The 23,030-nt window shown below is 66.4% G+C and carries 19 protein-coding genes; 8 read left to right on the forward strand and 11 right to left on the reverse strand.

The window, feature by feature from the left end; genetic code table 11:
• The first annotated feature begins 87 nt into the window (after positions 1-87).
• Complete coding sequence (locus ACPV3N_RS07105; protein WP_440116093.1) at positions 88-1,620, forward strand: Do family serine endopeptidase; 1,533 nt, start codon at positions 88-90, stop codon at positions 1,618-1,620.
• 83 nt (positions 1,621-1,703) lie between these two features.
• On the opposite strand, the gene ACPV3N_RS07110 is transcribed toward ACPV3N_RS07105, so the two are convergent.
• The 7 genes from ACPV3N_RS07110 to ACPV3N_RS07140 form a co-directional block, all read right to left on the reverse strand.
• Positions 1,704-2,135 carry a PilZ domain-containing protein gene (locus ACPV3N_RS07110; protein WP_440116095.1) on the reverse strand — a complete coding sequence of 144 codons (432 nt, stop codon included), beginning with the start codon at positions 2,133-2,135 and terminating at the stop codon, positions 1,704-1,706.
• 23 nt (positions 2,136-2,158) lie between these two features.
• The gene (locus ACPV3N_RS07115) at positions 2,159-2,377 is read right to left on the reverse strand and encodes a hypothetical protein (RefSeq protein ID WP_440116097.1); all 219 of its coding nucleotides are present in this window, start codon (positions 2,375-2,377) and stop codon (positions 2,159-2,161) included.
• A gap of 228 nt (positions 2,378-2,605) precedes the next feature.
• Positions 2,606-4,795, reverse strand: coding sequence for a transglycosylase domain-containing protein (locus tag ACPV3N_RS07120; protein WP_440116099.1), 2,190 nt, complete (start codon positions 4,793-4,795; stop codon positions 2,606-2,608).
• Between the two features lie 69 nt (positions 4,796-4,864).
• Entirely contained in the window at positions 4,865-5,281 is a 417-nt protein-coding gene (gene msrB / locus ACPV3N_RS07125) for a peptide-methionine (R)-S-oxide reductase MsrB (protein ID WP_440116101.1), read from the reverse strand.
• A gap of 57 nt (positions 5,282-5,338) precedes the next feature.
• Positions 5,339-6,010, reverse strand: coding sequence for a glutathione S-transferase family protein (locus tag ACPV3N_RS07130; protein WP_440116103.1), 672 nt, complete (start codon positions 6,008-6,010; stop codon positions 5,339-5,341).
• 70 nt (positions 6,011-6,080) lie between these two features.
• Positions 6,081-6,530 carry a hypothetical protein gene (locus ACPV3N_RS07135; protein WP_440116105.1) on the reverse strand — a complete coding sequence of 150 codons (450 nt, stop codon included), beginning with the start codon at positions 6,528-6,530 and terminating at the stop codon, positions 6,081-6,083.
• 102 nt (positions 6,531-6,632) lie between these two features.
• Positions 6,633-6,905: a hypothetical protein gene (locus ACPV3N_RS07140; RefSeq protein WP_440116107.1), complete on the reverse strand. Its 273-nt coding sequence runs from the start codon at positions 6,903-6,905 to the stop codon at positions 6,633-6,635.
• Positions 6,906-7,103: 198 nt separating this feature from the next.
• Between ACPV3N_RS07140 and ACPV3N_RS07145 the strand changes: the two genes are divergently transcribed.
• The 3 genes from ACPV3N_RS07145 to ACPV3N_RS07155 all read left to right on the forward strand — a co-directional run bounded on the left by ACPV3N_RS07145 (position 7,104) and on the right by ACPV3N_RS07155 (position 9,482).
• A complete protein-coding gene (locus tag ACPV3N_RS07145; protein ID WP_440116109.1) occupies positions 7,104-8,525 on the forward strand; it encodes an NAD-dependent succinate-semialdehyde dehydrogenase in 1,422 nt (473 codons plus the stop codon).
• Positions 8,526-8,595: 70 nt separating this feature from the next.
• Complete coding sequence (locus ACPV3N_RS07150; protein WP_440116111.1) at positions 8,596-8,970, forward strand: VOC family protein; 375 nt, start codon at positions 8,596-8,598, stop codon at positions 8,968-8,970.
• Positions 8,971-8,978: 8 nt separating this feature from the next.
• Positions 8,979-9,482, forward strand: a complete 504-nt coding sequence (locus tag ACPV3N_RS07155) for a prolyl-tRNA synthetase associated domain-containing protein (RefSeq protein WP_440117472.1) — start codon at positions 8,979-8,981, stop codon at positions 9,480-9,482.
• Here ACPV3N_RS07155 and ACPV3N_RS07160 read toward each other — a convergent pair whose 3' ends face one another.
• The 3 genes from ACPV3N_RS07160 to rpoB all read right to left on the reverse strand — a co-directional run bounded on the left by ACPV3N_RS07160 (position 9,483) and on the right by rpoB (position 18,610).
• Positions 9,483-9,857, reverse strand: a complete 375-nt coding sequence (locus tag ACPV3N_RS07160) for a hypothetical protein (protein ID WP_440116113.1) — start codon at positions 9,855-9,857, stop codon at positions 9,483-9,485.
• Positions 9,858-10,034: 177 nt separating this feature from the next.
• Complete coding sequence (gene rpoC / locus ACPV3N_RS07165; RefSeq protein ID WP_440116115.1) at positions 10,035-14,357, reverse strand: DNA-directed RNA polymerase subunit beta'; 4,323 nt, start codon at positions 14,355-14,357, stop codon at positions 10,035-10,037.
• Positions 14,358-14,419: 62 nt separating this feature from the next.
• Entirely contained in the window at positions 14,420-18,610 is a 4,191-nt protein-coding gene (gene rpoB / locus ACPV3N_RS07170; RefSeq protein WP_440116117.1) for a DNA-directed RNA polymerase subunit beta, read from the reverse strand.
• 566 nt (positions 18,611-19,176) lie between these two features.
• Here rpoB and rplJ point away from each other — a divergent pair.
• From rplJ to ACPV3N_RS07190, 4 genes are all read left to right on the forward strand, one after another.
• The gene (gene rplJ / locus ACPV3N_RS07175; protein ID WP_440116119.1) at positions 19,177-19,692 is read left to right on the forward strand and encodes a 50S ribosomal protein L10; all 516 of its coding nucleotides are present in this window, start codon (positions 19,177-19,179) and stop codon (positions 19,690-19,692) included.
• Positions 19,693-19,758: 66 nt separating this feature from the next.
• A complete protein-coding gene (gene rplL / locus ACPV3N_RS07180) occupies positions 19,759-20,139 on the forward strand; it encodes a 50S ribosomal protein L7/L12 (RefSeq protein ID WP_440116121.1) in 381 nt (126 codons plus the stop codon).
• A 129-nt stretch (positions 20,140-20,268) separates the two neighbouring features.
• Positions 20,269-20,577 (forward strand): hypothetical protein, encoded by a 309-nt coding sequence (locus ACPV3N_RS07185; RefSeq protein ID WP_440116123.1) that lies wholly within the window; start codon positions 20,269-20,271, stop codon positions 20,575-20,577.
• Positions 20,574-21,242 (forward strand): hypothetical protein, encoded by a 669-nt coding sequence (locus ACPV3N_RS07190; RefSeq protein WP_440116125.1) that lies wholly within the window; start codon positions 20,574-20,576, stop codon positions 21,240-21,242. Before ACPV3N_RS07185 ends, ACPV3N_RS07190 begins: the two co-directional genes overlap by 4 nt.
• 13 nt (positions 21,243-21,255) lie before the next feature.
• On the opposite strand, the gene ACPV3N_RS07195 is transcribed toward ACPV3N_RS07190, so the two are convergent.
• Positions 21,256-23,019, reverse strand: a complete 1,764-nt coding sequence (locus tag ACPV3N_RS07195) for a cation:proton antiporter domain-containing protein (protein ID WP_440116127.1) — start codon at positions 23,017-23,019, stop codon at positions 21,256-21,258.
• Positions 23,020-23,030: the final 11 nt, after the last annotated feature.

A 23,030-nucleotide genomic window follows, 5' to 3' on the forward strand; every position in this document is an offset into this window, starting at 1 on the left:
TATGTTCAATGGGGGTTAAGCCCCGCGGGCGAGAGTGCGCGCCCGAGGGAGATTTGAAAAGAGATGCAAGTGAAGGAAACCAGGCGCGTGCGATACTCCTATGGACTGACCTCGGCGCTGCTCCTCGGCGGTGCCGCGATTTCCCTGATCACCGGGCATCCCGCGGGTGCCCAGGTCGCACAGAACGACGACAGCCAGATGGCCCGCATGGTGCCCCGCGCCGGAGCGCCCGCGAGCTTCGCCGACCTTACTGCCCAGCTCCAACCCGCGGTGGTCAACATCTCGACTCGCCAGCGCATCCAGGTCGGGTCGGCGCAAAACCCGTTCGCGGGTACCCCGTTTGAAGGACTGTTCGGCAACCGGGGCGGCGGACAGCCGCAGACCCGCGAAGCGCAATCGCTCGGCTCGGGCTTCATCATTTCGGCCGACGGATACGTCGTGACCAACAATCACGTGATTGCCCCGCAGGGCCGCGGCGAGGTCGAGGAGATCTCGGTCACCCTGACCGATGGTACGGTCCTGCCGGCCAGGCTCGTCGGCAACGACGCTTCATCGGATCTTGCGGTCCTGAAGATCGAGCGGCGCGAACCGTTTCCGTTCGTCAGGTTCGGCGATTCGAGCCAGGCCCGCGTAGGGGACTGGGTGATCGCGATTGGCAATCCGTTCGCTCTCGGCGGGACGGTGACGAGCGGGATCGTCTCGGCGGTCTATCGCAACACCGGGTCGGGCGGGGCCTACGACCGCTACATCCAGACCGACGCGAGCATCAACCGCGGCAACTCGGGCGGCCCGCTGTTCGACATGCAGGGCAACGTCATCGGCATCAACAACGCGATCTTCTCGCCCTCGGGCGGGAGCGTGGGTATCGGGTTTGCGATCCCGGCCGAGATCGCCGCGCCGATCGTGGAAAAGCTGCGCACGGGCCAGGAGATCGAGCGCGGCTATCTGGGCGTGCAGATCCAGCCGGTGGCGGGCGACCTTGCCAACTCGCTCGACCTGCCGCCGAACCAGGGCGAATTCGTCCAGTCCGTCGAACCCGGTCAGGCAGCCGACAGGGCCGGGATCAAGGCGGGCGACGTGATTACGCGGGTCGACGGCAAGGAGGTGACGAACGACCAGACCCTGTCGTTCCTCGTCGCCAATATCGCGCCGGGCAAGCGCATTCCCATCGAACTCTACCGCGAAGGGCAGCGCCGCACCGTAACCGTTACGGTCGGCAAGCGGCCGAGCGAGGAGGAACTCGCCCAGTCGCAGATGTTCAATGGCGATCCCCAGCAGGACGAGGATCGTCCGGCCCCCGGCGCATCGAGCGGCGAGGCGCTGGCGCGGGACATCGGCCTGCAGGTGTCGCCACTGACGCCCCGTTACGCTCAGCAACTCGGCGTCCCGGCGGACACCGGGGGCCTCGTAATCCTTGGCGTGGATGCGAATTCGGATGCCGGACAGAAAGGACTGCAACGCGGCGACATTGTGGTCACGGCCAATTACCGGCCGGTCAACGCGGTCGGCGAACTCGAGGAAATTGTGCGCCAGGCGAAGTCGGCCGGCCGGGAGAGCGTTCTCTTGCGGATCCAGCGCCGCGGACGGCCGCTAACCTATGTGCCGGTGCGCCTTCGCTGAACGACCGACCCTCTAGTTAAGTAAGAAAGGCCCCGTCCGGTAACTCCGCGGCGGGGCTTTTCGTTGGGGTCGCTCGAAAGCCGTCAGGCTGCGCGCCCCAGCAGCGAACGCAGCCAGTGGGGCAGCCGCAAAGCCCGTTCCTGCACGGGAGGCTTTTCGCAAACCTCCTCGATTTCGACGCCGACGGCGGGCTCCACCCCCAGCGCGGCCGCCATTATAGCCGAAAGGGTTCGATCGAACCGGATGCCGGCGGTTCGAGGCTGCGCCCACATGACCTGTCCCGTGATCTGGCGGCCGGGTCCAAAGTCGAGGTTCACCGTAGCCCCCAGGGGAACCGCGAGCCCATCGACGCGAATCTGACAGCCCGTGCGCGAAACGTCGACCAGGGTCACGCGGTGCGGGCTCGCGGGGATGCGCGCGATGGCCGATGCGCCCGACACGATGCGCTCGTCGCCCCGGCGATCGCGCGAACCGGCGCCTGCGGTCATCGTTGCCGGTTCGTGTTCAGCATGCATCACTGCCCTCCCCGGTCCACCCCTCAGGCCTGCGGATCGCTGGGTGGATGGACCCGGACAATGTGGTCGAGGACCGCTGGATGGATCGGCCTGTCGAAAGCGAAACCCGCGCTCGTGTCCCGTGTCCATCGCAATGCCGCACCCAATGCCTCCAGATTTCCCATCTTCAGGCTGAAGGCCCCGCCGCTTGCCACCGGATGCGGTCCGACCTCGGCCCTGAATCCTTGCGGCGACAGGTCCACGATCACCACGGACCTGCGCGGCCCCCGGCTGCTGGCAAGAAACCCCCGGATGAACGTCGTACGGCGGCTGTTTTCCCGCCTGTCATCAGAAATAGTCGACTGCACCGCCCTGCTCTTTCTTCAATGAAGTATGGAGAGCGACCTTGTTATTGGTGCGGATATTTGCGGACGAAGATTAAAAATTGAATTAATGATTTCATCGCGTCGGCCGGGAATGGAACAGGCGATCTAATTTCCTGGGGGGCGCTGCCCTGGCGCGGGCTGCGGTGGAAGCGCATTCTGCCGTGGGCGTGGCGGCGGTGCCGGGGCGGGCGTTCTGGCCCCCGTTGCACGATCGAGAAAATCGTCGCTTGCCGCCTGGGTCGCCTCGTCGGGCGGGCCCGGCCGGCGTGGCGAGGCGCCGGGCACCTGTTCGCCCTCCACCGGGAACTGGTCAGCAGGCGGGGATTGCCCCGGTCCCGGACGGGAGGGCTCGACCAGATTGCCCTGCTCGTCGATGTAATAATACTCGCCGGGATCGCCGCCGAAGAGGTACTCCTCGTCGGGCTCGAGTTGCCAATCGGGCAATTTCAGGTCGGTGTCGAACTGTTCGACGGGGCGATCCTTTACGGCGTAGCGCATGTAGGCAGCGAACGCGCGCGCAGGCGCGGTTCCGCCATGCAGGCCCGCGACTGGCCGGGCATCGTCGCGGCCCATCCACACGCCGGTGGTGATGCCGCTCGAGAAGCCGAGGAACCAGCCGTCCTTGCTCGAACTGGTCGTGCCGGTCTTGCCGGCGACCGGACGTCCGATCTGCGCGGCCCGACCCGTCCCCGTGCTGACGGCGGTCTGCAACAGGTCGGTCATCCCCGCCGCGACGTAGTCGGGCACCAGCCGCGTCGAATGCGCATCCTCGTGCTGATAGAGCACCTCGCCGCCCGTCGTGGTCACCTTGACGATCCCATACGGCTCGAGGCTGACTCCACCCGCACCCACCGCGGCGAACGCGCGCGTGAGGTCGAGCACGCGAACTTCGCTCGTGCCGAGGACCATCGAGGGATAGGTCGAAATCGGCGTGGTGATCCCGAATCGCCGCGCCATCGAGGCGACGGTGCCAAACCCGACCTCGTTGCCGAGTTGTGCGGCGACCGTGTTCTTCGAGTAGGCGAAGGCGGTTCGCACGTCGATTTCGCCGGCGAAGCTGCGTCCGTCGTTGCGTGGACTCCAGCCGTCGATCGTCACCGGGACGTCCTTGACCCGGTCGTCGGGGGTATACCCGGCTTCCAGCGCGGCGAGATAGACGAACAGCTTCCACGCCGAGCCGGGCTGGCGCACGGCCTCGGTCGCGCGGTTGTAGTTGGTGGTGACGTAGTCGGTCCCGCCGACCATCGCCAGGATCGACCCGTCGCGGTCAAGCGATACCAGCGCACCCTGCGCCCCGTTCGGCACGTTCGATTTGATCGCGGTCGCAGCGGCCTGCTGCATGCCGACGTCGAGAGTAGTCCAGACCTCGATCGGCTCGAACGTTTCCGGCAGGAGGATTTCCAGTTGGGGCAGCGCCCAGTCGGTGAAGTAGCGCACCGAATTCTGGCTCGCATCCTTTTTCAGCTTGACCGCGCTCGGATCCACCGACGCCTCGCTCGCGCTGATCCGGCCCTGCTCGCGCATCAGCCGCAGGACGACGTTCGCGCGACCGACCGCCGCATCGATGTCGGCCGTGGGCGAATAGCGGCTGGGCGCTTTCACGAGACCCGCGATGATCGCCGCCTCGGCAGTCGAGAGCCGGGTCGCGTCGTGACTGAAGAACTTGCGACTGGCCGAATCGACGCCGTAAGCGCCGCCCCCGAAATAGACCTTGTTGAGATAAAGCTCGAGAATCTGCTCCTTGGTGAACTTGCTCTCGAGCGCCATCGCCAGAATGATCTCTCGCGCCTTGCGATCGACCGAACGGTTCGAATTCAGGAACAGGTTGCGCGCGAGCTGCTGGGTGAGGGTGGAGGTTGCCTGAAGGCGCCGCTCCCCGGTTATCCAGACATAGACCGCGCGCATCAGGCCGATCGGGTCGACGCCCGGATGCGAGTAGAAGCGCCGGTCCTCGACCGAGACCATCGCGTCCTTCATCACCTGGGGTATCTGCGAACTGTCGAGCCATTTGCCGTAGCTCGGGCCCAGTTCGACGAGCTCGGTCCCGTCGCGCGCGCGCACGACGATCGTCTGGCCAGGCTGGCTCGCCTTGAGCGAGGCGTAACTGGGCAGCGAGCGCGCCGCGAACAGCACCGCGAGCGCGACGAAGATCGCGACGAGGATGGCCGCTCCGCCGCCCCAGGTCAGCCCGCGGCGCAGCCACAGGCGCCAGCCGGTTACTGCACGCGACGTCTTTCCAGCTTGCCGCCGCCGCTGCGCTTCACCTGCCGCGCGCCGGCTTCCTCGCTTGGCCATTCTAGAGCCGCACCCTCGTTACCATCCGTCGCCGGGGTGCATAGGCGAGATGTAACCCCGCGTGAACGGCTATTCCTGTGCGGCGTCGCTCGGCTCGAAATCGAGCGCGGCGGAATTGATGCAGTACCGCAGACCGCCCGCCTCCCGCGGGCCGTCGGGAAACACGTGTCCCAGGTGCCCGGCACAGTTCGCGCATACGACCTCGGTGCGGATCATCCCGTGGCTGACATCGCGGTGTTCCTCGACCGCGCTCCCGTCAGCGGGTGCAGTAAAGGCGGGCCAACCGCACCCGCTGTTGTATTTCGCGTCGCTTTCGAACAGCAGCTGGCCGCAACCGGCGCAGCGGTACTGCCCGGGGTCGTAGTTCTTGTCGTACTTGCCGGTGAAGGCCCGCTCGGTCCCCGCCTGCCGCAGCACCTGGTATTGCTCGGGGCTGAGCTTCTGACGCCACTGGTCGTCGGTCAGGTCCCTGGGATCGATGCTCATCGGGCAATCTCCTTCGTGCGGGATATGGGGATTGCCGTGCGCACCTCAAGCGCGGGGTCAGGCGTCGACCTTCCCGTAATGGGCGGGGGGCTGGATAACCTCCATCCGCTCGGTCAGCAGCGGGCGAAAGCTCGGGCGGCTCTTGAAGACCGCATACCATCCGCGCGCCTCGTCATGGCCGGTCCAGTCGATGCCGCCGAGGTAGTCCGCGACCGAAATCTGCGCCGCGGCGGCGAGATCGGCGAGGCTCATCGTGGACCCCGCGAGCCAGGGCCGTGTCTCGACCAGCCAGTCGACGTATTCAAGGTGTTCGTGGGCGAGTTTCATGGCCTCGCGCAGGACCCGGGAATCGGGTGGCTGGCGCAGGACGAGGCGTTTCTTCATCCGCTCGTGAAGCAGGGGCGCGACGACATCGCCGTAGAAATTCTCGTCGAACAGCGCGACGAGACGGCGGATTTCCGCACGATTGGCCGCGGTGCCGTTTATCATCGCCGCCTTGTCGACGGTTTCCTCGAAGTATTCGCAGATCGCGCGGCTGTCGGCGAGGATGACGCCCTTCGCCTTGTCCTCGAGCACCGGCGTGCGCCCGGCGGCGTTCAGACGCCAGAACCCTTCCGACGGCTCCCACGGGTTCTCGCGCCAGAGTTCATAGCCGACGCCCTTCTCGCTCAGCAGCAGGCGAACCTTGCGGCTGAAAGGGCAGAGAGGGAACTGGTACAGGCGCAACATCGGCTGCCGTCATGCACGACAGCGCGGCGCAAATCCACCGGGCGGTAGGCAATTAAGCGGCAGAATTCTTTCAATAGCGGGGCGCGGCACCGGCGGTTTCGATCGCCGCGCGCATCCGCTCGGCCATCTCGCGCAGTGCGGGCATCATCGCCCCGATCCCGCCGGCCATCGACCCCATCGCGCCCATCATCCGCGGCATCGCCTCGCGCACCTTGTCGGGCACGTCCTGCGCGTCGGGGGATACAGTGCGCATCGTCATGCGCGGGTCGACCGCGTCGGGATCCTCGCCCGCCGCCTCGGCGACAGCCCGGGCGAGCGGTGCGAGCGGCACGTCGAGCAAGACCTCGCTGGCCGCGGCGATGCCTTCCGCCACCGCCGCCTGCATTGCGGGGTTCTTCAGCGTAGCTTCAATCTCGGCGGTCGCGAGTTCGGTCTCATCGACCGGCCGGGCTTCCTGCGCAAGCGCGGGAAGCGGCGCCACAAACACAGCAGCGGCGATGGTCATCACGGGAACGCGCATGGCGAACCTCCTGGGCAAGCGGCCTGACGAGGCCGGACGAATCGCCGTCAGGCTACGGCTGCCGCGCTTGCCTGCGCCTGAACGCCGCTTCACCCCGCCGCGTCAGAAGCCCGATGCGTCTAGCAGAAGCAGGCACGGCGGCATCGCCGCCTCGAGCTCTCCCGGGCGTCCGAGAATGCGCGCCTGCACCGTTAGTTCGGCGGCGACCTGGTCACGCGTCCAGCCCGCTTCATCCATGATCGCCGCGGACGCACGCACGAAGAACTCCTTGCCGCGTCCGGCAAGGAGCGGCCAGGCCTTGTTGGCGCCCCTCTCCTGTTCTGCAGCACCGAGCGCGAAGGCGGCCGAACACCTGAGCGCGGCCTGTTGTTGCATCGAGAGGGACCTGGCAGGCCCTGCGGGTGAAGCCGCTGCGGGAGCGGCGGCCAGGATCGCGGCCGCGATAAGGGTGAAAGACATAATTCTACATAGCCCGCCCGACATGAACCGCGCCAGACGTCTCGTTTCGCTTGCATTCGGCCTCCTCCGTTCGCAACTCGGCCGCGCATGCAAGCCACTGGAGACCGCGAGACAATGACCGACACCCCCCTGCTGATCGCCGGCGAAACGCTTTCCGGAAACGGGCGCGAGACGGTCGGCGTGCTCGACCCGGCGACCGGCGACACCGTCGGCCGGGTGGCCCAGGCTACCGCGGACGATCTCGACCGCGCGCTCGAGGCCGCCGCGCGCGGGTTCAGGGCATGGCGCAACACCGGCGCCGACCAGCGCTCTGCCCTCCTGATGAAGGCTGCCGGTCTCATCCGCGAGCGGGCTAACGACATCGCAGCCGCGATCACGCGCGAACAGGGCAAGCCGATCAAGGAGGCGGTCGGCGAGACTATCTACTGCGCGATGCTGCTCGAGTTCTACGCCGGCGAGTGCAAGCGCATCTATGGGCGCACTCTCGTCAGGCCTGCAGGGGCGCGGGTCGAGGTGCAATACCACCCGGTGGGTCCCGTCGCCGGGTTCGCGGCGTGGAACTTTCCCGCCCTCAACGTCATGCGCAAGATCGGCGGCGCGCTGGCCGCGGGTTGCTCGACGATCGTCAAGCCATCTGAGGAAACGCCGTCGGCCGGATTCGCCATCGTGCAGGCGTTCGTCGATGCCGGAGTGCCGGGCGACGCCACGCAGTGCGTGTTCGGCGTGCCCGACGAGGTCAGCCGGCACCTCCTCGCGAGCCCGATCATCCGCAAGGTGACGTTCACCGGATCGACTGCGGTCGGCAAGCACCTCGCGAAACTTGCCGCCGAGGATCTGAAGATCGCGACCATGGAACTCGGTGGCCACGCCCCTGTGCTCGTGTTCGCCGACAGCGACATCGACAAGGCGTTGGATACGATGGCCGCAAACAAGTACCGCAATGCGGGACAGGTGTGCGTCAGTCCCACCCGCTTCCTCGTCGAGGAGCCCGTGTTCGAGAGGTTCCGTGACGGCTTCGTCGAGCGCGCGAAAGCGATCGTGGTGGGCAACGGGATGGAGAAGGACACCCAGATGGGTCCGATGGCATCTGCCCGGGGCCTGGAACGGATGGAAAGCCTGGTCGGCGACGCGAAGGCGCAGGGCGCGCATCTGCTCGCTGGCGGCGAGCGGATCGGCAACCAGGGCTTCTTCCACCAGCCCACCGTGCTGAGCGAGGTGCCCACCGGTGCCGAAATCATGAACGAGGAGCCGTTCGGGCCGGTTGCGATCCTCAATCCCATGGCGAACGAGGACGCGATGATCGAAGAGGCCAACCGCCTGCCGTATGGCCTGGCGGCCTATGCCTGGACAAGCGACCCGGCGCGGCGCCGCCGTCTCGCCGCCGAGGTCGAGGCAGGGATGGTTGCGATCGACACCGGCGGGGTTTCAGCGGCCGACGCACCGTTCGGCGGGGTCAAGTGGTCCGGCTACGGCAGCGAGGACGGGCGCGAGGGCGTGATGGCCTGCATGGTGCCGAAAGCCGTGCACGAGGGGTGATGCGCCCGTCTATTGACCGCCCGCGCCGCGGCGATATGCGTGGCAACCTGCAACCAGAAGGGAGAGCCCAATGTTCAGCCACATGATGGTCGGATCGAACGATATCGACCGGTCAAAGACCTTCTACGACGCCACCTTCAAGGCGATGGGCGGACAGGAAGGCCGCAAGGACGACAAGGGTCGCCTGATCTACATGCACAACGGCGGCATCTTCATCGTGACCACGCCGATCGACGGCCAGCCCGCGACTCACGGGAACGGCTGCACGATCGGGTTCGCCATGACGCCCGAGCAGGCCGACGCCTGGCACAAGGCGGGGGTCGACAACGGCGGCACTGCGATCGAGGACCCGCCGGGCGTGCGTTCGGGGGGGATGGGCGATCTCTACCTGGCATACCTGCGCGATCCCGACGGCAATAAGCTTTGCGCGCTTCACCGGATGTGAGAATGCCGATGCGCGGAGAGGCTGGCCTCATGGCCGACCTCGCCGCGCTCGGCGTCCCCTTCACCTCCCATGAGCACGAGGCCGTGTTCACGGTCGAGCAGAGCCGTGCGATCGACCGGGACATTCCCGGTGCGCACACCAAGAACCTGTTCCTCAAGGATGCCGGTGGCAAATTCTGGCTCGTCACCGTGCCCGCCGAAGCGCGCGTCGATCTCAAGGCGCTACCCGCGGCCATCGGTTGCAAGCGCGTGAGTTTCGGCAAGCCGGACGACATGATCCGGCTGCTCGGCATCGAGCCGGGCTCGGTCACTCCGCTGGCGATGATCAACGCGGCGCCCGGAAGCGTGACGGTCGTGCTCGACGAGGGACTGGCCGCGGCGGACCGGATCAACGTTCATCCGCTGCGCAACACCGGCACGCTCGGGCTGGCGGGGAGTGACGTCCTGCGTCTCCTGCGTCACTGGGGACACGAGCCGCGTGCGGCACGGATCCCCGCGATCGAGGACGCCTGATTACTGGGAAAACAGCAGGACGCTGCGGCCGCCGCCGGAGACGAGAATGCCGTTTTCAGGGGTCCTGCGAAGGGCGGTCGCCACGTCGAGCGCGCGAAAGACCTCCTGCATCGCAGCGGGAACCCCGATTGCACAGACCGCTGGCGGGGCCGCGTCCGGCCCCGGGGGTGGAGAGGCCGGCAGGCGGGGTCCGAAGGCGACGGCTGCACCGTCGATGCGGTACGTGCGCACCAGCCCCGCGCAGGGGGGTTCCCACCACACGTCGCTGGCATTTCCCCTGAGCGCGGCGCCGTAGGGCTCGTCGAACGGTTCACCGTCGATCCCGGCAACCCGCCACTCGCCCTCGAGCGTGGCAATGGCGGAAACGGCCTGCACGGATGTTTCGGCAGGTGCCGGTGAGGGATCGCCAGGAGGACCGTCCCGGCAACCGGAGAGAACCAGCAAGAGCAATATCGCGGCGTCGCGCATGCGGTCATGTTGCGCGCCCGCGAAGAAAAGAAAAGCCCCGCCGGATCGCTCCGGCGAGGCTTTTCGTATCGCACTGAGCGTAGCTTACTCGGTCTCGGCGTCCTCGACCGGGCCTTCGTCGCTCTGCTCGAGGTAGTCGCCCGCATCGGCATCGGTGCCGTGGGTCTCGCCCTCCATGACCGCCAGCGGATCGTCGCCGATCGCCGCTTCCGGCCCCTGTTCGAGTTCGGCCTCGTGCTCCTCCTCGGCAGAATTCGCCATGATGAGGTGCTCCTGCGCCTTCTTCCACGCGGCTCTGAGGGCGGCGTCGCGGCTGCTCGCCGCGATGCGCATGCGGTTCATGCCCGCGCCGGTGCCCGCCGGGATGAGGCGGCCGACGATGACGTTCTCCTTGAGCCCGATGAGCGAGTCCTTCTTTCCCTCGACCGCCGCCTGCGTGAGCACGCGGGTGGTTTCCTGGAACGAGGCGGCCGAAATGAACGAACGCGTCTGGAGCGAGGCCTTGGTGATGCCGAGAAGCACCGGGGTGCCGGTCGCGGGCTTCTTGCCCTTGGCCAGCTTGGCGTTGATCTCGTCCATCTCCTCGCGGTCGACCTGCTCGCCCGGCAGCAGCACGGTATCGCCGCCATCGGTGATCTCGACCTTCTGCAGCATCTGGCGAACGATCACCTCGATGTGCTTGTCGTTGATCTTCACGCCCTGGAGCCGGTAGACTTCCTGGATCTCGTTCACGAGATACTCGGCAAGCGCCTCGATCCCCATCACTTCCAGAATGTCGTGCGGGTTCGGGCTGCCCGAGATCAGCGTGTCGCCCTTCTTGACGAAGTCGCCTTCCTGCACGTCGATGACCTTGGTTTTCGGGATCAGGTATTCCACCGGATCCCCCTCCTCGGGCACGATCGCGATCTTGCGCTTCGCCTTGTACTCGCGGACGAACTCGACCCGGCCGCTGATCTTGGCGATCACCGAGACGTCCTTGGGCATGCGCGCCTCGAACAGCTCGGCGACGCGCGGCAGACCGCCGGTGATGTCGCGGGTCTTGGCGGCTTCACGCGAGGCGCGGGCGAGGATGTCGCCCGCCTCGACGTGCTGGCCGTCCTCGACCGACAGCGAGGTGCCCGGCGCCAGCATGTAGCGCGCGGCCTCGGTCTCTTCGCCCTTCTTGCCGCCTTCCTCGCCCAGCAGGGTGAGGCGCGGACGCAGGTCGTCCTTCTTCTTGCGGCTCGACGCGCGGAGTTCGGTGACCACGCGCTGGGCGATGCCCGTCGCGTCGTCCACCCGTTCTTCCATCGTCACGCCGTCGACGAGGTCCTGGAAGCGCACGGTGCCCGACTGCTCGGTGATGATCGGCAGCGTGAACGGGTCCCACTCGGCGAGTCGCTCGCCGATCTTCACCTTGTCGCCGCTCTTGTGCATCAGCACGGTGCCGTAGGGCACGCGGTGCAGCTCGCGCTCGCGGCCCTCTGCGTCGATCACCACGATCTCGCCGTTGCGCGCGAGGCTGAGGATGCGGCCGCGCTTGTCGACGATCGTGGGCATGTCGCGGTATTCGACCTTGCCGTCGGAAATCGCCTCGAGGTGCGAAGTCTCGTTGAGCTGCGCCGCGCCGCCGATGTGGAAGGTCCGCATCGTCAGCTGGGTGCCCGGCTCGCCGATCGACTGCGCCGCGATCACGCCCACGGCCTCGCCGATGTTGACCGGCGTGCCGCGCGCAAGGTCGCGGCCGTAGCACGTGCCGCAGACGCCCTGTTCGGCCTCGCAGATCAGCGGCGAACGGATCTTCGCCGACTGCACCTCGGCGGCCTCGATCTCGGCAACCATCGGCTCGTCGAGCAGCGTGCCCGCCTTAACGATGACTTCGCCGGTCTTGGCGTTGACGAGGTCTTCCGCCGTTGTGCGGCCGAGGATGCGCTCACCGAGCGAGGCGATCACCGAACCGCCCTGCACGATCGCGCGCATCTCGAGCGCCCGCTCGGTGCCGCAATCGTCCTGAACGATCACGCAGTCCTGCGACACGTCGACAAGGCGGCGGGTCAGGTAGCCCGAGTTCGCCGTCTTGAGCGCGGTATCCGCCAGGCCCTTGCGGGCGCCGTGGGTCGAGTTGAAGTATTCAAGAACGGTCAGGCCTTCCTTGAAGTTCGAGATGATCGGCGTCTCGATGATCTCGCCCGAAGGCTTGGCCATCAGGCCGCGCATGCCGGCGAGCTGCTTCATCTGCGCCGGGCTGCCGCGCGCACCGGAGTGGCTCATCATGTAGATCGAGTTGATCTGCGCCTCGCGGCCGTTCTCGTCCTTGGGACGGGCACGGATCTCGTCCATCATCGCGTCGGCCACCTTGTCGCCGGTCCGGCTCCAGGCATCGATCACCTTGTTGTACTTTTCCTGCTGGGTGATCAGGCCGTCCTGGTACTGCTGCTCGTAATCCGCGACGAGCGCCTTGGCCTCCTCGATCATCCCTTCCTTGCTGTCGGGGATGATCATGTCGTCCTTGCCGAACGAGATGCCGGCCTTGAACGCGTGGCGGAAGCCCAGCGCCATGATCGCGTCGGCGAACAGCACCGTGTCCTTCTGGCCGGTGTGGCGATAGACCTGGTCGATGACGTCGCCGATCTCCTTCTTGGTGAGGAGCCGGTTGATCACCTCGAACGGGACGGTGTGCCGCTTGGGCAGGCACTCGCCGATCAGCATCCGGCCCGGCGTGGTCTCGACGCGGAGCATATACTCCTTGCCGTTCTCGTCGGTCTGCGGAACCCGGCTGATGATCTTCGAGTGCAGGGTCACGGCACCGACATGGAGCGCCTGGTGCACTTCGGCCATGTCGGCCAGCATCATGCCCTCGCCCGGCTCGCCCTCGCGATCCATCGACAGGTAGTAGAGGCCCAGCACCATGTCCTGCGAGGGAACGATGATCGGCTTGCCGTTGGCGGGCGAGAGGATGTTGTTGGTGCTCATCATCAGCACGCGCGCTTCCAGCTGCGCCTCGAGGCTCAGCGGGACGTGCACGGCCATCTGGTCGCCGTCGAAGTCGGCGTTGAACGCGGCGCAGACCAGCGGGTGAAGCTGGATCGCCTTGCCCTCGATGAGGACCGGCTCGAACGCCTGGATGCCGAGGCGGTGGAGGGTCGGCGCGCGGTTGAGGAGGACGGGGTGCTCGCGGATGACTTCATCCAGGATGTCCCAGACTTCCTTGCGCTCCTTCTCGACCCACTTCTTGGCCTGCTTCAAGGTCATCGACAGACCCTTGGCGTCGAGCCGGGCGTAGATGAACGGCTTGAACAGCTCGAGCGCCATCTTCTTGGGCAGGCCGCACTGGTGCAGCTTGAGTTCCGGGCCGGTCACGATGACCGAGCGGCCCGAATAGTCGACGCGCTTGCCGAGCAGGTTCTGACGGAAGCGGCCCTGCTTGCCCTTGAGCATGTCGGACAGCGACTTCAGCGGACGCTTGTTCGCGCCGGTGATCACGCGGCCGCGACGTCCGTTGTCGAACAGCGCGTCGACCGCCTCCTGCAGCATGCGCTTCTCGTTGCGGACGATGATGTCCGGCGCACGCAGCTCGATCAGGCGCTTCAACCGGTTGTTGCGGTTGATTACGCGGCGGTAGAGGTCGTTCAGATCCGACGTCGCGAACCGGCCACCGTCGAGCGGCACCAGCGGGCGCAGTTCGGGCGGGATGACCGGAATGACCTCGAGGATCATCCATTCCGGGCGGTTGCCCGAATCGATGAAGCTCTCGACGACCTTCAGCCGCTTGATGATCTTCTTGGGCTTGAGGGTCGACTTGGTGGTCTCGAGTTCTTCGAGCAGCGCGTCGCGCTCGCCCTCGAGGTCGAGGTCCATGAGCATCATCTTGACCGCTTCGGCGCCGATGCCGGCGCTGAACGCGTCCTCGCCGTACTCGTCCTGCGCGTCGAGCAGCTCGTCCTCGGTGAGGAGCTGGAACTTCTCGAGCGGGGTCAGACCCGGCTCGGTAACGATGTAGCTCTCGAAGTAGAGCACTCGCTCGAGCTGCTTCAACTGCATGTCGAGCAGCAGGCCGATGCGGCTCGGCAGCGACTTCAGGAACCAGATGTGCGCGACCGGAGCGGCGAGCTCGATGTGGCCCATGCGCTCGCGGCGGACCTTGGTCACGGTTACCTCGACGCCGCACTTTTCGCAGACGACGCCCTTGTACTTCATGCGCTTGTACTTGCCGCACAGGCACTCGTAGTCCTTCACCGGACCGAAGATGCGCGCGCAGAACAGGCCGTCGCGCTCGGGCTTGAACGTGCGGTAGTTGATCGTTTCCGGCTTCTTGATCTCGCCGAACGACCAGCTGCGGATGCGCTCGGGCGAGGCGATGCCGATCTGGATCTGGTCGAACGTCTCGGGCTTGGCGAGCTGGTTGGTGAATTTGGTCAGTTCGTTCATGACTTTAATCCCTTACGGGTGAATTCTTCGGGACGGGTTGGGGAGGGCCGGAGCCGCTCCCCTCATTCCGCCGCGATCTGCAGGCCGTCGTCGTCCTCGTCCTCGCCGAGCGAGGAGAGTTCGACGTTGAGGCCGAGGCTGCGCATTTCCTTGACGAGCACATTGAAGCTCTCCGGGATGCCGGCCTCGAACGTGTCGTCGCCCTTGACGATCGCCTCGTAGACCTTCTGCCGGCCGACCACGTCGTCCGACTTCACGGTGAGCATTTCCTGCAACGTGTAGGCCGCGCCGTAGGCCTGGAGCGCCCAGACCTCCATCTCGCCGAAGCGCTGGCCGCCGAACTGCGCCTTGCCGCCCAGCGGCTGCTGGGTGACGAGGCTGTACGGCCCGATCGAACGCGCGTGGATCTTGTCGTCGACGAGGTGGTGGAGCTTCAGCATGTAGATGTAGCCCACGGTCACCTTGCGGTCGAACGCGTCGCCGGTGCGCCCGTCGAAGAGAGTGACCTGGCCCGAAGTGGGCAGGCCCGCCTTCTCGAGCATCGCGGAGACGTCCGCCTCGCGCGCGCCGTCGAACACCGGGGTGCCGAACGGTACGCCGTCCTTGAGCGTGCCGGCCATCTCGACGATGTCCTCGGCCGAACGACTGTCGATGTCGGCGTGGTACTGCTCGCCGTAGACGTCCTTCAGCTTCTCGATCACCGCGCTCGGCGCCTTCGCCGCCTTGGGATCGGGATTGGCCTCGCGCCATTCCTCGAGCGCCGCGGTGACCTGCTGGCCAAGGCCGCGGGCCGCGAGGCCGAGGTGCGTTTCGAAGATCTGCCCGACGTTCATGCGGCTCGGCACGCCGAGCGGATTGAGCACGATGTCGACCGGGGTGCCGTCTTCCATGAACGGCATGTCCTCCGCCGGCAGGATGCGACTGATGACGCCCTTGTTGCCGTGGCGGCCGGCCATCTTGTCGCCCGGCTGCAGCTTGCGCTTCACCGCGACGAAGACCTTGACCATCTTGAGCACGCCGGGAGCGAGTTCGTCGCCGCGTTCGAGCTTTTCCTTACGGTCCTCGAACTTCTCGTCGATGCCCTTCACGGCCTCGTCGTACTGGCCCTTGATCGCCTCGATCTGCGCCTGGCGCTGGTCGTCGGCCACGGCGAACTTGAACCATTCGAACTTCTCGACTCCCTCGAGCAGCTCCTCGGTGATCGTTTCGCCCTTCTTGACACCCTTCGGCGTCGCGCTGGCGGTCTGGCCGACGAGCATTTCCCTCAGGCGATTGTAGGTCGCGCGGTTGAGGATCGCCCGTTCGTCCTGGCTGTCCTTGCGGAGCGCCTCGATCTCCTGGTTCTGGATCGCCCGGGTACGGTCGTCGATCTCGATGCCGTGGCGGTTGAACACGCGCACGTCGACGATCGTCCCGGTCACGCCCGGCGGCAGGCGGAGCGAGGTGTCGCGCACGTCGCTCGCCTTTTCGCCGAAGATCGCACGGAGAAGCTTTTCCTCCGGCGTCATCGGGCTTTCGCCCTTCGGCGTGATCTTGCCGACGAGGATGTCGCCCGGGTGCACTTCGGCGCCGATGTAGACGATGCCCGCCTCGTCGAGGTTGCGCAGGGCTTCCTCGCCGACGTTCGGGATGTCGCGGGTGATGTCCTCGGGGCCCAGCTTGGTGTCGCGGGCCATGACCTCGAATTCCTCGATGTGGATCGAGGTGAACACGTCGTCCTTGACGATGCGTTCGGAGATCAGGATCGAGTCCTCGTAGTTGTAGCCGTTCCACGGCATGAACGCGACGAGGCTGTTGCGGCCAAGCGCGAGCTCGCCGAACTCGGTCGACGGGCCGTCGGCGATGATGTCGCCGGCTTCGACCGTCTCGCCCACCTTCACCAGCGGACGCTGATTGATGCAGGTCGACTGGTTCGAACGCTCGAACTTCTGCAGCCGGTAGATGTCGACGCCCGACTGTCCCGGCTCGACGTCGCCGACGGCGCGGATGACGATGCGGGTGGCGTCGACCTGGTCGACCACGCCGCCGCGGCTGGCGGTGATCGCCGCGCCGCTGTCGCGCGCCACGGTCTCTTCCATGCCGGTGCCGACGAACGGCGCCTCGGCGCGGACGAGCGGCACGGCCTGGCGCTGCATGTTCGAACCCATGAGCGCGCGGTTCGCGTCGTCGTTCTCGAGGAACGGGATCAGCGAGGCGGCGACCGATACGAGCTGCTTGGGCGAAACGTCCATCAGCGTGATCTGGTCGCTCGGCAGCATCACGAACTCGCCGCCCTGGCGGGCCGAGACGAGGTCCTCGACGAACTTGCCGTCAGCGTCGGTTTCCGCCGAAGCCTGCGCGACCGCGTGCTTCTGCTCTTCCATCGCCGAGAGGTAGACGACCTCGCCCGATACCTTGCCGTCCTTCACGAGGCGGTACGGGGTTTCGATGAAGCCGTACTTGTTGACGCGCGCGAAGGTGGAAAGCGAGTTGATGAGGCCGATGTTCGGGCCTTCTGGCGTCTCGATCGGGCAGATGCGGCCGTAGTGCGTCGGGTGCACGTCGCGCACCTCGAACCCGGCGCGCTCGCGAGTGAGACCGCCCGGGCCAAGCGCCGAGACGCGGCGCTTGTGCGTCACTTCCGACAACGGGTTGGTCTGATCCATGAATTGCGAGAGCTGCGACGAGCCGAAGAACTCGCGCACCGCGGCCACGGCGGGCTTCGCGTTAATTAGGTCGTTCGGCATGACGGTCGATACGTCGACCGAGCTCATCCGCTCCTTCACCGCGCGCTCCATGCGCAGCAGACCGACGCGGTACTGATTCTCGAGCAACTCGCCGACCGAACGCACGCGCCGGTTGCCGAGGTTGTCGATGTCGTCGACTTCGCCCTTGCCGTCCTTCAGCCCGACGAGCTCCTTCACCACCGCGAGGATGTCTTCCTTGCGCAGCGTGGTCACGGTGTCCTCGGCGTCGAGGTTCAGGCGCATATTGAGCTTGACGCGGCCGACGGCCGACAGGTCGTAACGCTCGGAATCGAAGAAGAGGCCCTCGAACAGCGCCTCGGCTGTTTCCTTGGTCGGCGGCTCGCCAGGGCGCATGACCTTGTAGATCGCCTCGAGGCCTTCCTCGCGGTTCTCGGCCTTGTCGACCTTGAGCGTGTTGCGGATCCACGGGCCGGTGTTGACGTCGTCGATGTCGAGCAGCGACAGCCGGTCGACGCCCGCCTTGTCGAGCGCCTCGAGGTTCTCGGGCGATACCTCGTCGCCCGCCTCGATCCAGATGCGGCCGGTCTTCTCGTCGATCAGGTCGTTCGCGGCGAACCGTCCGAAAATCTCCTCGGTCGGGATCAGCAGCGCCTCGAGCCCATCCTTGGCCGCCTTGTTGGCGGCACGAGGGCTGATCTTCTGGCCAGCGGGGAACACCTCTTCGCCGGTCTTCGCGTCGATGAGCGCGAACGCCGGCTTCTGGCCGCGCCACGCTTCCGCGGTGAACGGGATCTTCCACCCGTCACCCTGCTTGCCGCTCACCCGCTCCCACGCGACGGTATCGTAGAAGTGGTGGAGGATGTCCTCGCTGTCGAGACCGAGCGCGTAGAGCAGCGCGGTGACCGGCAGCTTGCGCTTGCGGTCGATGCGGACGTTGACGATGTCCTTGGCGTCGAATTCGAAATCCAGCCACGAGCCGCGATAGGGGATGACCCGCGCGGCGAACAGCAGCTTGCCCGAGGAGTGGGTCTTGCCGCGATCGTGGTCGAACAGCACGCCCGGCGAACGGTGCATCTGCGAGACGATCACGCGCTCGGTGCCGTTGATGATGAAGGTGCCGTTCTCGGTCATGAGCGGCATGTCGCCCATGTAGACGTCCTGCTCCTTGATATCGAGAACGGAGCGGGTCTCGGTCTCCTGGTCGACCTCGAACACGATGAGGCGCAGGGTGACTTTCATCGGCGCGGCATAGGTGATCCCGCGCTGGCGGCACTCGGTGGTGTCGTACTTGGGATCTTCGAGTTCGTAGTGGACGAAATCAAGCTCGGCGGTGCCCGCGAAGTCGCGGATCGGGAACACCGAACGCAATGTCTTTTCAAGGCCCGAGACGTATCCCGTGGACTTGTCCGAACGCAGGAACTGCTCGTAGCTCTCGCGCTGGACCTCGATCAGGTTGGGCATCTGCACGACTTCGTGGATGTCGCCGAAGATGCGGCGGATGCGCTTCTTCGCGGTGCCGGTCTGCTTGCCGCGGCTGATCGCCGGTGCCTTTGCCTTGGTCGCCATAGGAGGGATATCGCCTCTATATTGTCGCCGCAAAAAGCGGCTGTGCCTTCGAATCTCGTGCGCGGGCGAGAAACCGCGAGACGCAAAAAGCCCGCAGCAATGGGCGCACCCCTCCCGGGGCCGCTGCTGCAGGTCGTGCGTCGCGATTATGGAAACGCCGCTTCCATCCTGGGTCCGTCGCCGCGCATCGCCGGACCGTGCTCGAAGCGAGCGGTCGGGGGCGCATATAGGGGGGCAATTCGGGCGAGTCAAACGCGGTCGCTCGGGTTCGCTCGACGGGCGTCGGAAACTCGCCGGTTGACTTCGCGGCCGCTTCCTCTAGAGGCCCGCTCCGACCGGTGGCTGCGTGCCGTCCGGTCGTCCGTCCGAGACAGCTGGCGAGGGTTTCCCTCTTAATTTCCAGCCTAGACGGGGAAACGAGATTTTCCGGCGGCCACCTTGCGTGCCCGCCGTCATGGTGTTCGCACCGCTCCTTCCCCATCGGTGGACCCGCCCACGGCGCCCCGGCGTCCGTGGCAACGTGAGCCGGCTCCGCGTCCGCGCGGGGTCATTAGAAGGAGCAAGGCATGGATCGTTCGCAGAAAGCCGACGCGGTCGCCGAGCTGAGCGAGGTCTTCAACGAGGTGGGCGTGGTGGTTGTCACCCGCAACCTCGGCATGTCGGTGGCCCAGTCCACCGACCTGCGCACGAAGATGCGCGACGCCGGTGCGACCTACAAGGTGGCGAAGAACCGTCTGGCCAAGCTGGCACTCAACGACACCCCCTATTCTGGCCTCGAGGACTTCCTCACCGGCCCGACGGGGCTCGCCTGGTCGACCGACCCGGTGGCGGCGGCCAAGGCCGCGGTGGAATTCGCCAAGACGAACGACAAGCTCGAAATCGTCGGCGGATCGATGGGTAGCCAGGTGCTCGACGAAGCAGGGGTCAAGGCGCTCGCCTCGATGCCCAGCCTCGACGAGCTGCGTGCCAAGCTGATCGGCCTCGTCAACGCGCCGGCGACCAAGGTCGTCCAGCTCGTCAACGCGCCCGCCAGCAAGCTTGCCCGTGTCTTTGGCGCCTATGCCGCCAAGGACGCTGCGTAAGCGGTTTTTCCCTGAAGCAACTTTTCTCGGGACACGTGTCCCGGCCCGAATTTGGAGTGAAACATCATGGCTGATATCGCCAAGCTTGTTGAAGAACTGTCGAAGCTGACCGTCCTGGAAGCCGCCGAGCTTGCCAAGGCGCTCGAAGAAGAGTGGGGCGTGAGCGCCGCTGCCGCCGTGGCCGTCGCCGCGCCGGCCGCCGGTGGTGACGCCGGTGGCGCCGCTGCCGAAGAGCAGACCGAGTTCGACGTCATCCTGACCGGTGACGGCGGCAAGAAGATCCAGGTGATCAAGGAAGTCCGCGCCATCACCGGCCTCGGCCTGACCGAAGCCAAGGCCCTCGTCGAGAGCGCGCCGAAGGCGATCAAGGAAGGCGTCAACAAGGCGGAAGCCGAAGACATCAAGAAGAAGATCGAGGAAGCCGGCGGCACCGTCGAGCTCAAGTAAGCCTTCGCGCTTCCGAACCTCGTCTCTTCGAGAGACACACGAAGGGCGGCCTGCGCAAGCGGGCCGCCCTTTTCGCATGCCCCACGGCCAGTCCGGGAACCCGCTCAAGGGGCGCCCGTTTCGCCGCACATGGGGCCGCTTCTCGTAATTCTGGCGCAGGCAGGTGCGGCGAGCACGGCCGAAGCGTCCCCGTCGCCGCCCGACATAGAAATCCGCGCCACCGCAAGCGCCCGGTCGGTCGACCTCCGGTCGGCCGGCCAGGCTACCCTTTCCGTGCACGCCCGGCCCGGCGACGCGCCGCCGGTCCGCATCGCGCGTTCGGCACCTGCGGGCGCGGCGCGCTATCGCGACCTGCGCATTGAATTAACCGCGATCGCCCGGCTTTCCGCGCCGGAACCGATCGCCGCCATCCATGGCAAAACAGGGGACTCCGAATGAAAACCGCCATCCGCCTTGCCGCCGCCTGCGCCGTAGTTGCGGCAACTCCAGCCCTGGCGCAGAACCGCAACGCACCGGCGAGCGCCAACAGCCCCGCGGTCAGCTATCTGAGCCAGGTCCCCGCCGACCAGCAGCCCGACGTCGTCCTCGACATTCCGAACCTGTCTGTCGACGAGATCACGCTCAAGGTCGACAACCTGCAAGCGCACGTCGCGCTCAACGCCCAGCTAGCCAACCTGCTGAAGCTGACTGCCGGGGCCGACGCCTCGATCGACCAGGTCGACCTGTCGATCAAGGGAGTGAAGGCGCAGGCTGCGCTGATCGTCCGGCTCGACAACGTGCGGGCGATCATCGAACGGACGCTGCAGACGCTCGACAACAACCCTCAGATCATCGAGCAGCTGACCGGCACGCTCGACAATGCAGTCAATGTCACTGGCGGCGTGGTGAACAACACGGTTTCCACGGTGGGAGACCTGACCCGGGGTATCCTGGGCACCGGAAAGGTGCTCGACGTCGCGAACAGCGGGCTTTCGGTCGTATCCTCGACCCTGAACTCGGCGGGGCAGACCGTGCGCCGGCTTCGCGGTTCCGACGGCGCACTCTACGAGGTGGTAACGGACACCGCCGGGAAGATCGTGAAGTCATCACGCGTTTCGAACTGACCGCCGGTTACCATCACGAACCGGCCTGACCGGGCCGCACGCCCTGGCGGATGATCATGTCGCGGGCGGCCCGGTAATCGCCGGCCTCGCGCTGCACGTCGAGCCGCTCGCGATCGGCCTTCCGGTAGGTGTCTTCCGCCTCGTCGATGTCCTGCTGCGAGTCGCCCAGCGTCTCCAGCGCCGCCCGGCCCATCGCGACTGCCGATTCCATGACCTCGCGGATCGCGTAGTCGTGCGGTGCGTCGCGCAGGTCGATCAGCGTTCGCCGGTCGAACGCGCGGACGAAGATCTTCGCGTCGGGGAACGCCTCTCGCACGGCCGTCAGCAGCTCGGCGTTCACCTGCTTGCCGTCCATGCAGAAGCAGATCGCCGCGGCCTCGTCGGCTCCTGCCTGGCGCAGCAGGTCGATCCGCGTGCCGTCGCCGAAATAGACCTTGCTGCCGAATTCCTCCGCGACGTCGATCATGTCGGTGTCGGTATCGATCAGGGTCACCGCGATGTCGCTGGCGATCATCAGCTGGGCCACCGTCTGGCCGAACCGGCCATAGCCGACGACGAGCACCGCAGCCCCGTCCTTTCGCGGCCCCTCGCGCCCTTCCTTCGCGTCGGGCGCGCGGCGCAGCGGCGCCGTTATCATCATCAGGAGGGGCGTTGTGGCCATCGAGATCGTGACCACCGCGCCGAACAGGCTGGCGGCTTCCGGTTCGATCAGCATCCCCTGCTGGGCCTGGGCGAACATGACGAAGCCGAATTCGCCCCCCTGGCTGAGGAGCGTGCCAAGCGCGAGCGCGCCGCGCCAGCCCATGCCCATCAGCATTCCGATCCCGCCGATGACCGCGGCCTTGATCGCTATCAGGCCAACCGCCGCGACGAGCACGAACACCGGCCTTTCGGCAATTGCCTGAAGGTCGAGCATCATGCCCACGGCCAGGAAGAACAGGCCGAGCAGGATCGAGCGGAAGGGCTCGACGTCGGTCTCGAGCTCGTGACGATAAGGGGTGTCGGCCAGCATCACGCCCGCAATGAACGCGCCGAGCGCGGTCGACAGGCCGAGCAGTTCCATCGTCGCGGCGCTGGCCATCACGGTGAACAGGGCGGCGACGATGAACATCTCGCGCTCGCCGAAGCGGCCGATCATCCGGAACAGCGGCCGGATCAGGAAGCGGCCGGCGAGCAGCAGTCCGACGATAGCGGCCACGGTGATCGCGGCGAGCTGCCAGCCGGGTGGTCCACCCTCGTCCGCGGGGTTGCGCGAAAGCGCGGCAACGACCGTGATCATCGGGATGATCGACAGGTCCTGGAACAGCAGGATCGAGAACGCGCGTTCCCCGAACGGTGTCCTGAGGCGGCCCGCCGATTGCAGCATCGGCAGGACCTGCGCGGTCGACGACAGCGCGAGCGGCAGGCCGAGCGCAATCGCGGCGGGCCAGCTGAAGCCGGTGAACAGGCCGATCGCGCCGGTGAGCGCCAGTCCGCACAGCATGACCTGCGCGAAACCCAGTCCCAGTATTTCCTTCTTCATCCGCCACAGCCGCTGCGGGGCCAGTTCAAGCCCCACGACGAACAGGAGGAGGACGATGCCGAGTTCGGCGATGGCGATCTTGCCCTCGGCCTCGCCCGTGAGCGCGAAGACCTGTGGGCCGATGACCGCGCCGGCGACGAGGTAACCCAGCGTCGCGCCGAGGCCGAGCCGGCGGAAGAGCAGCACAAAGCCCAGCGCGAAGCCGAGCATGACCACGCCGTCGCGCAGGAAGTGGGTAGCGGCCTCGTGCTCCATCAACGCCGCTG

Origin of the sequence: Tsuneonella sediminis (assembly GCF_051912845.1) — a bacterium.
GTDB lineage: Bacteria > Pseudomonadota > Alphaproteobacteria > Sphingomonadales > Sphingomonadaceae > Tsuneonella > Tsuneonella sediminis.

Coding starts and splice junctions, on each gene's coding strand:
- rplJ (WP_440116119.1), top strand. CDS start 19,177: ATGGATCGTTCGCAGAAAGCCGACGCGGTCGCCGAGCTGAGCGAGGTC.
- ACPV3N_RS07130 (WP_440116103.1), bottom strand. CDS start 6,010: ATGTTGCGCCTGTACCAGTTCCCTCTCTGCCCTTTCAGCCGCAAGGTT.
- ACPV3N_RS07155 (WP_440117472.1), top strand. CDS start 8,979: ATGCGCGGAGAGGCTGGCCTCATGGCCGACCTCGCCGCGCTCGGCGTC.
- rplL (WP_440116121.1), top strand. CDS start 19,759: ATGGCTGATATCGCCAAGCTTGTTGAAGAACTGTCGAAGCTGACCGTC.
- ACPV3N_RS07195 (WP_440116127.1), bottom strand. CDS start 23,019: ATGGAGCACGAGGCCGCTACCCACTTCCTGCGCGACGGCGTGGTCATG.
- ACPV3N_RS07140 (WP_440116107.1), bottom strand. CDS start 6,905: ATGCAACAACAGGCCGCGCTCAGGTGTTCGGCCGCCTTCGCGCTCGGT.
- rpoC (WP_440116115.1), bottom strand. CDS start 14,357: ATGAACGAACTGACCAAATTCACCAACCAGCTCGCCAAGCCCGAGACG.
- ACPV3N_RS07190 (WP_440116125.1), top strand. CDS start 20,574: ATGAAAACCGCCATCCGCCTTGCCGCCGCCTGCGCCGTAGTTGCGGCA.
- ACPV3N_RS07110 (WP_440116095.1), bottom strand. CDS start 2,135: ATGCATGCTGAACACGAACCGGCAACGATGACCGCAGGCGCCGGTTCG.
- ACPV3N_RS07120 (WP_440116099.1), bottom strand. CDS start 4,795: ATGGCCAAGCGAGGAAGCCGGCGCGCGGCAGGTGAAGCGCAGCGGCGG.
- rpoB (WP_440116117.1), bottom strand. CDS start 18,610: ATGGCGACCAAGGCAAAGGCACCGGCGATCAGCCGCGGCAAGCAGACC.
- msrB (WP_440116101.1), bottom strand. CDS start 5,281: ATGAGCATCGATCCCAGGGACCTGACCGACGACCAGTGGCGTCAGAAG.
- ACPV3N_RS07145 (WP_440116109.1), top strand. CDS start 7,104: ATGACCGACACCCCCCTGCTGATCGCCGGCGAAACGCTTTCCGGAAAC.
- ACPV3N_RS07135 (WP_440116105.1), bottom strand. CDS start 6,530: ATGCGCGTTCCCGTGATGACCATCGCCGCTGCTGTGTTTGTGGCGCCG.
- ACPV3N_RS07150 (WP_440116111.1), top strand. CDS start 8,596: ATGTTCAGCCACATGATGGTCGGATCGAACGATATCGACCGGTCAAAG.
- ACPV3N_RS07185 (WP_440116123.1), top strand. CDS start 20,269: ATGGGGCCGCTTCTCGTAATTCTGGCGCAGGCAGGTGCGGCGAGCACG.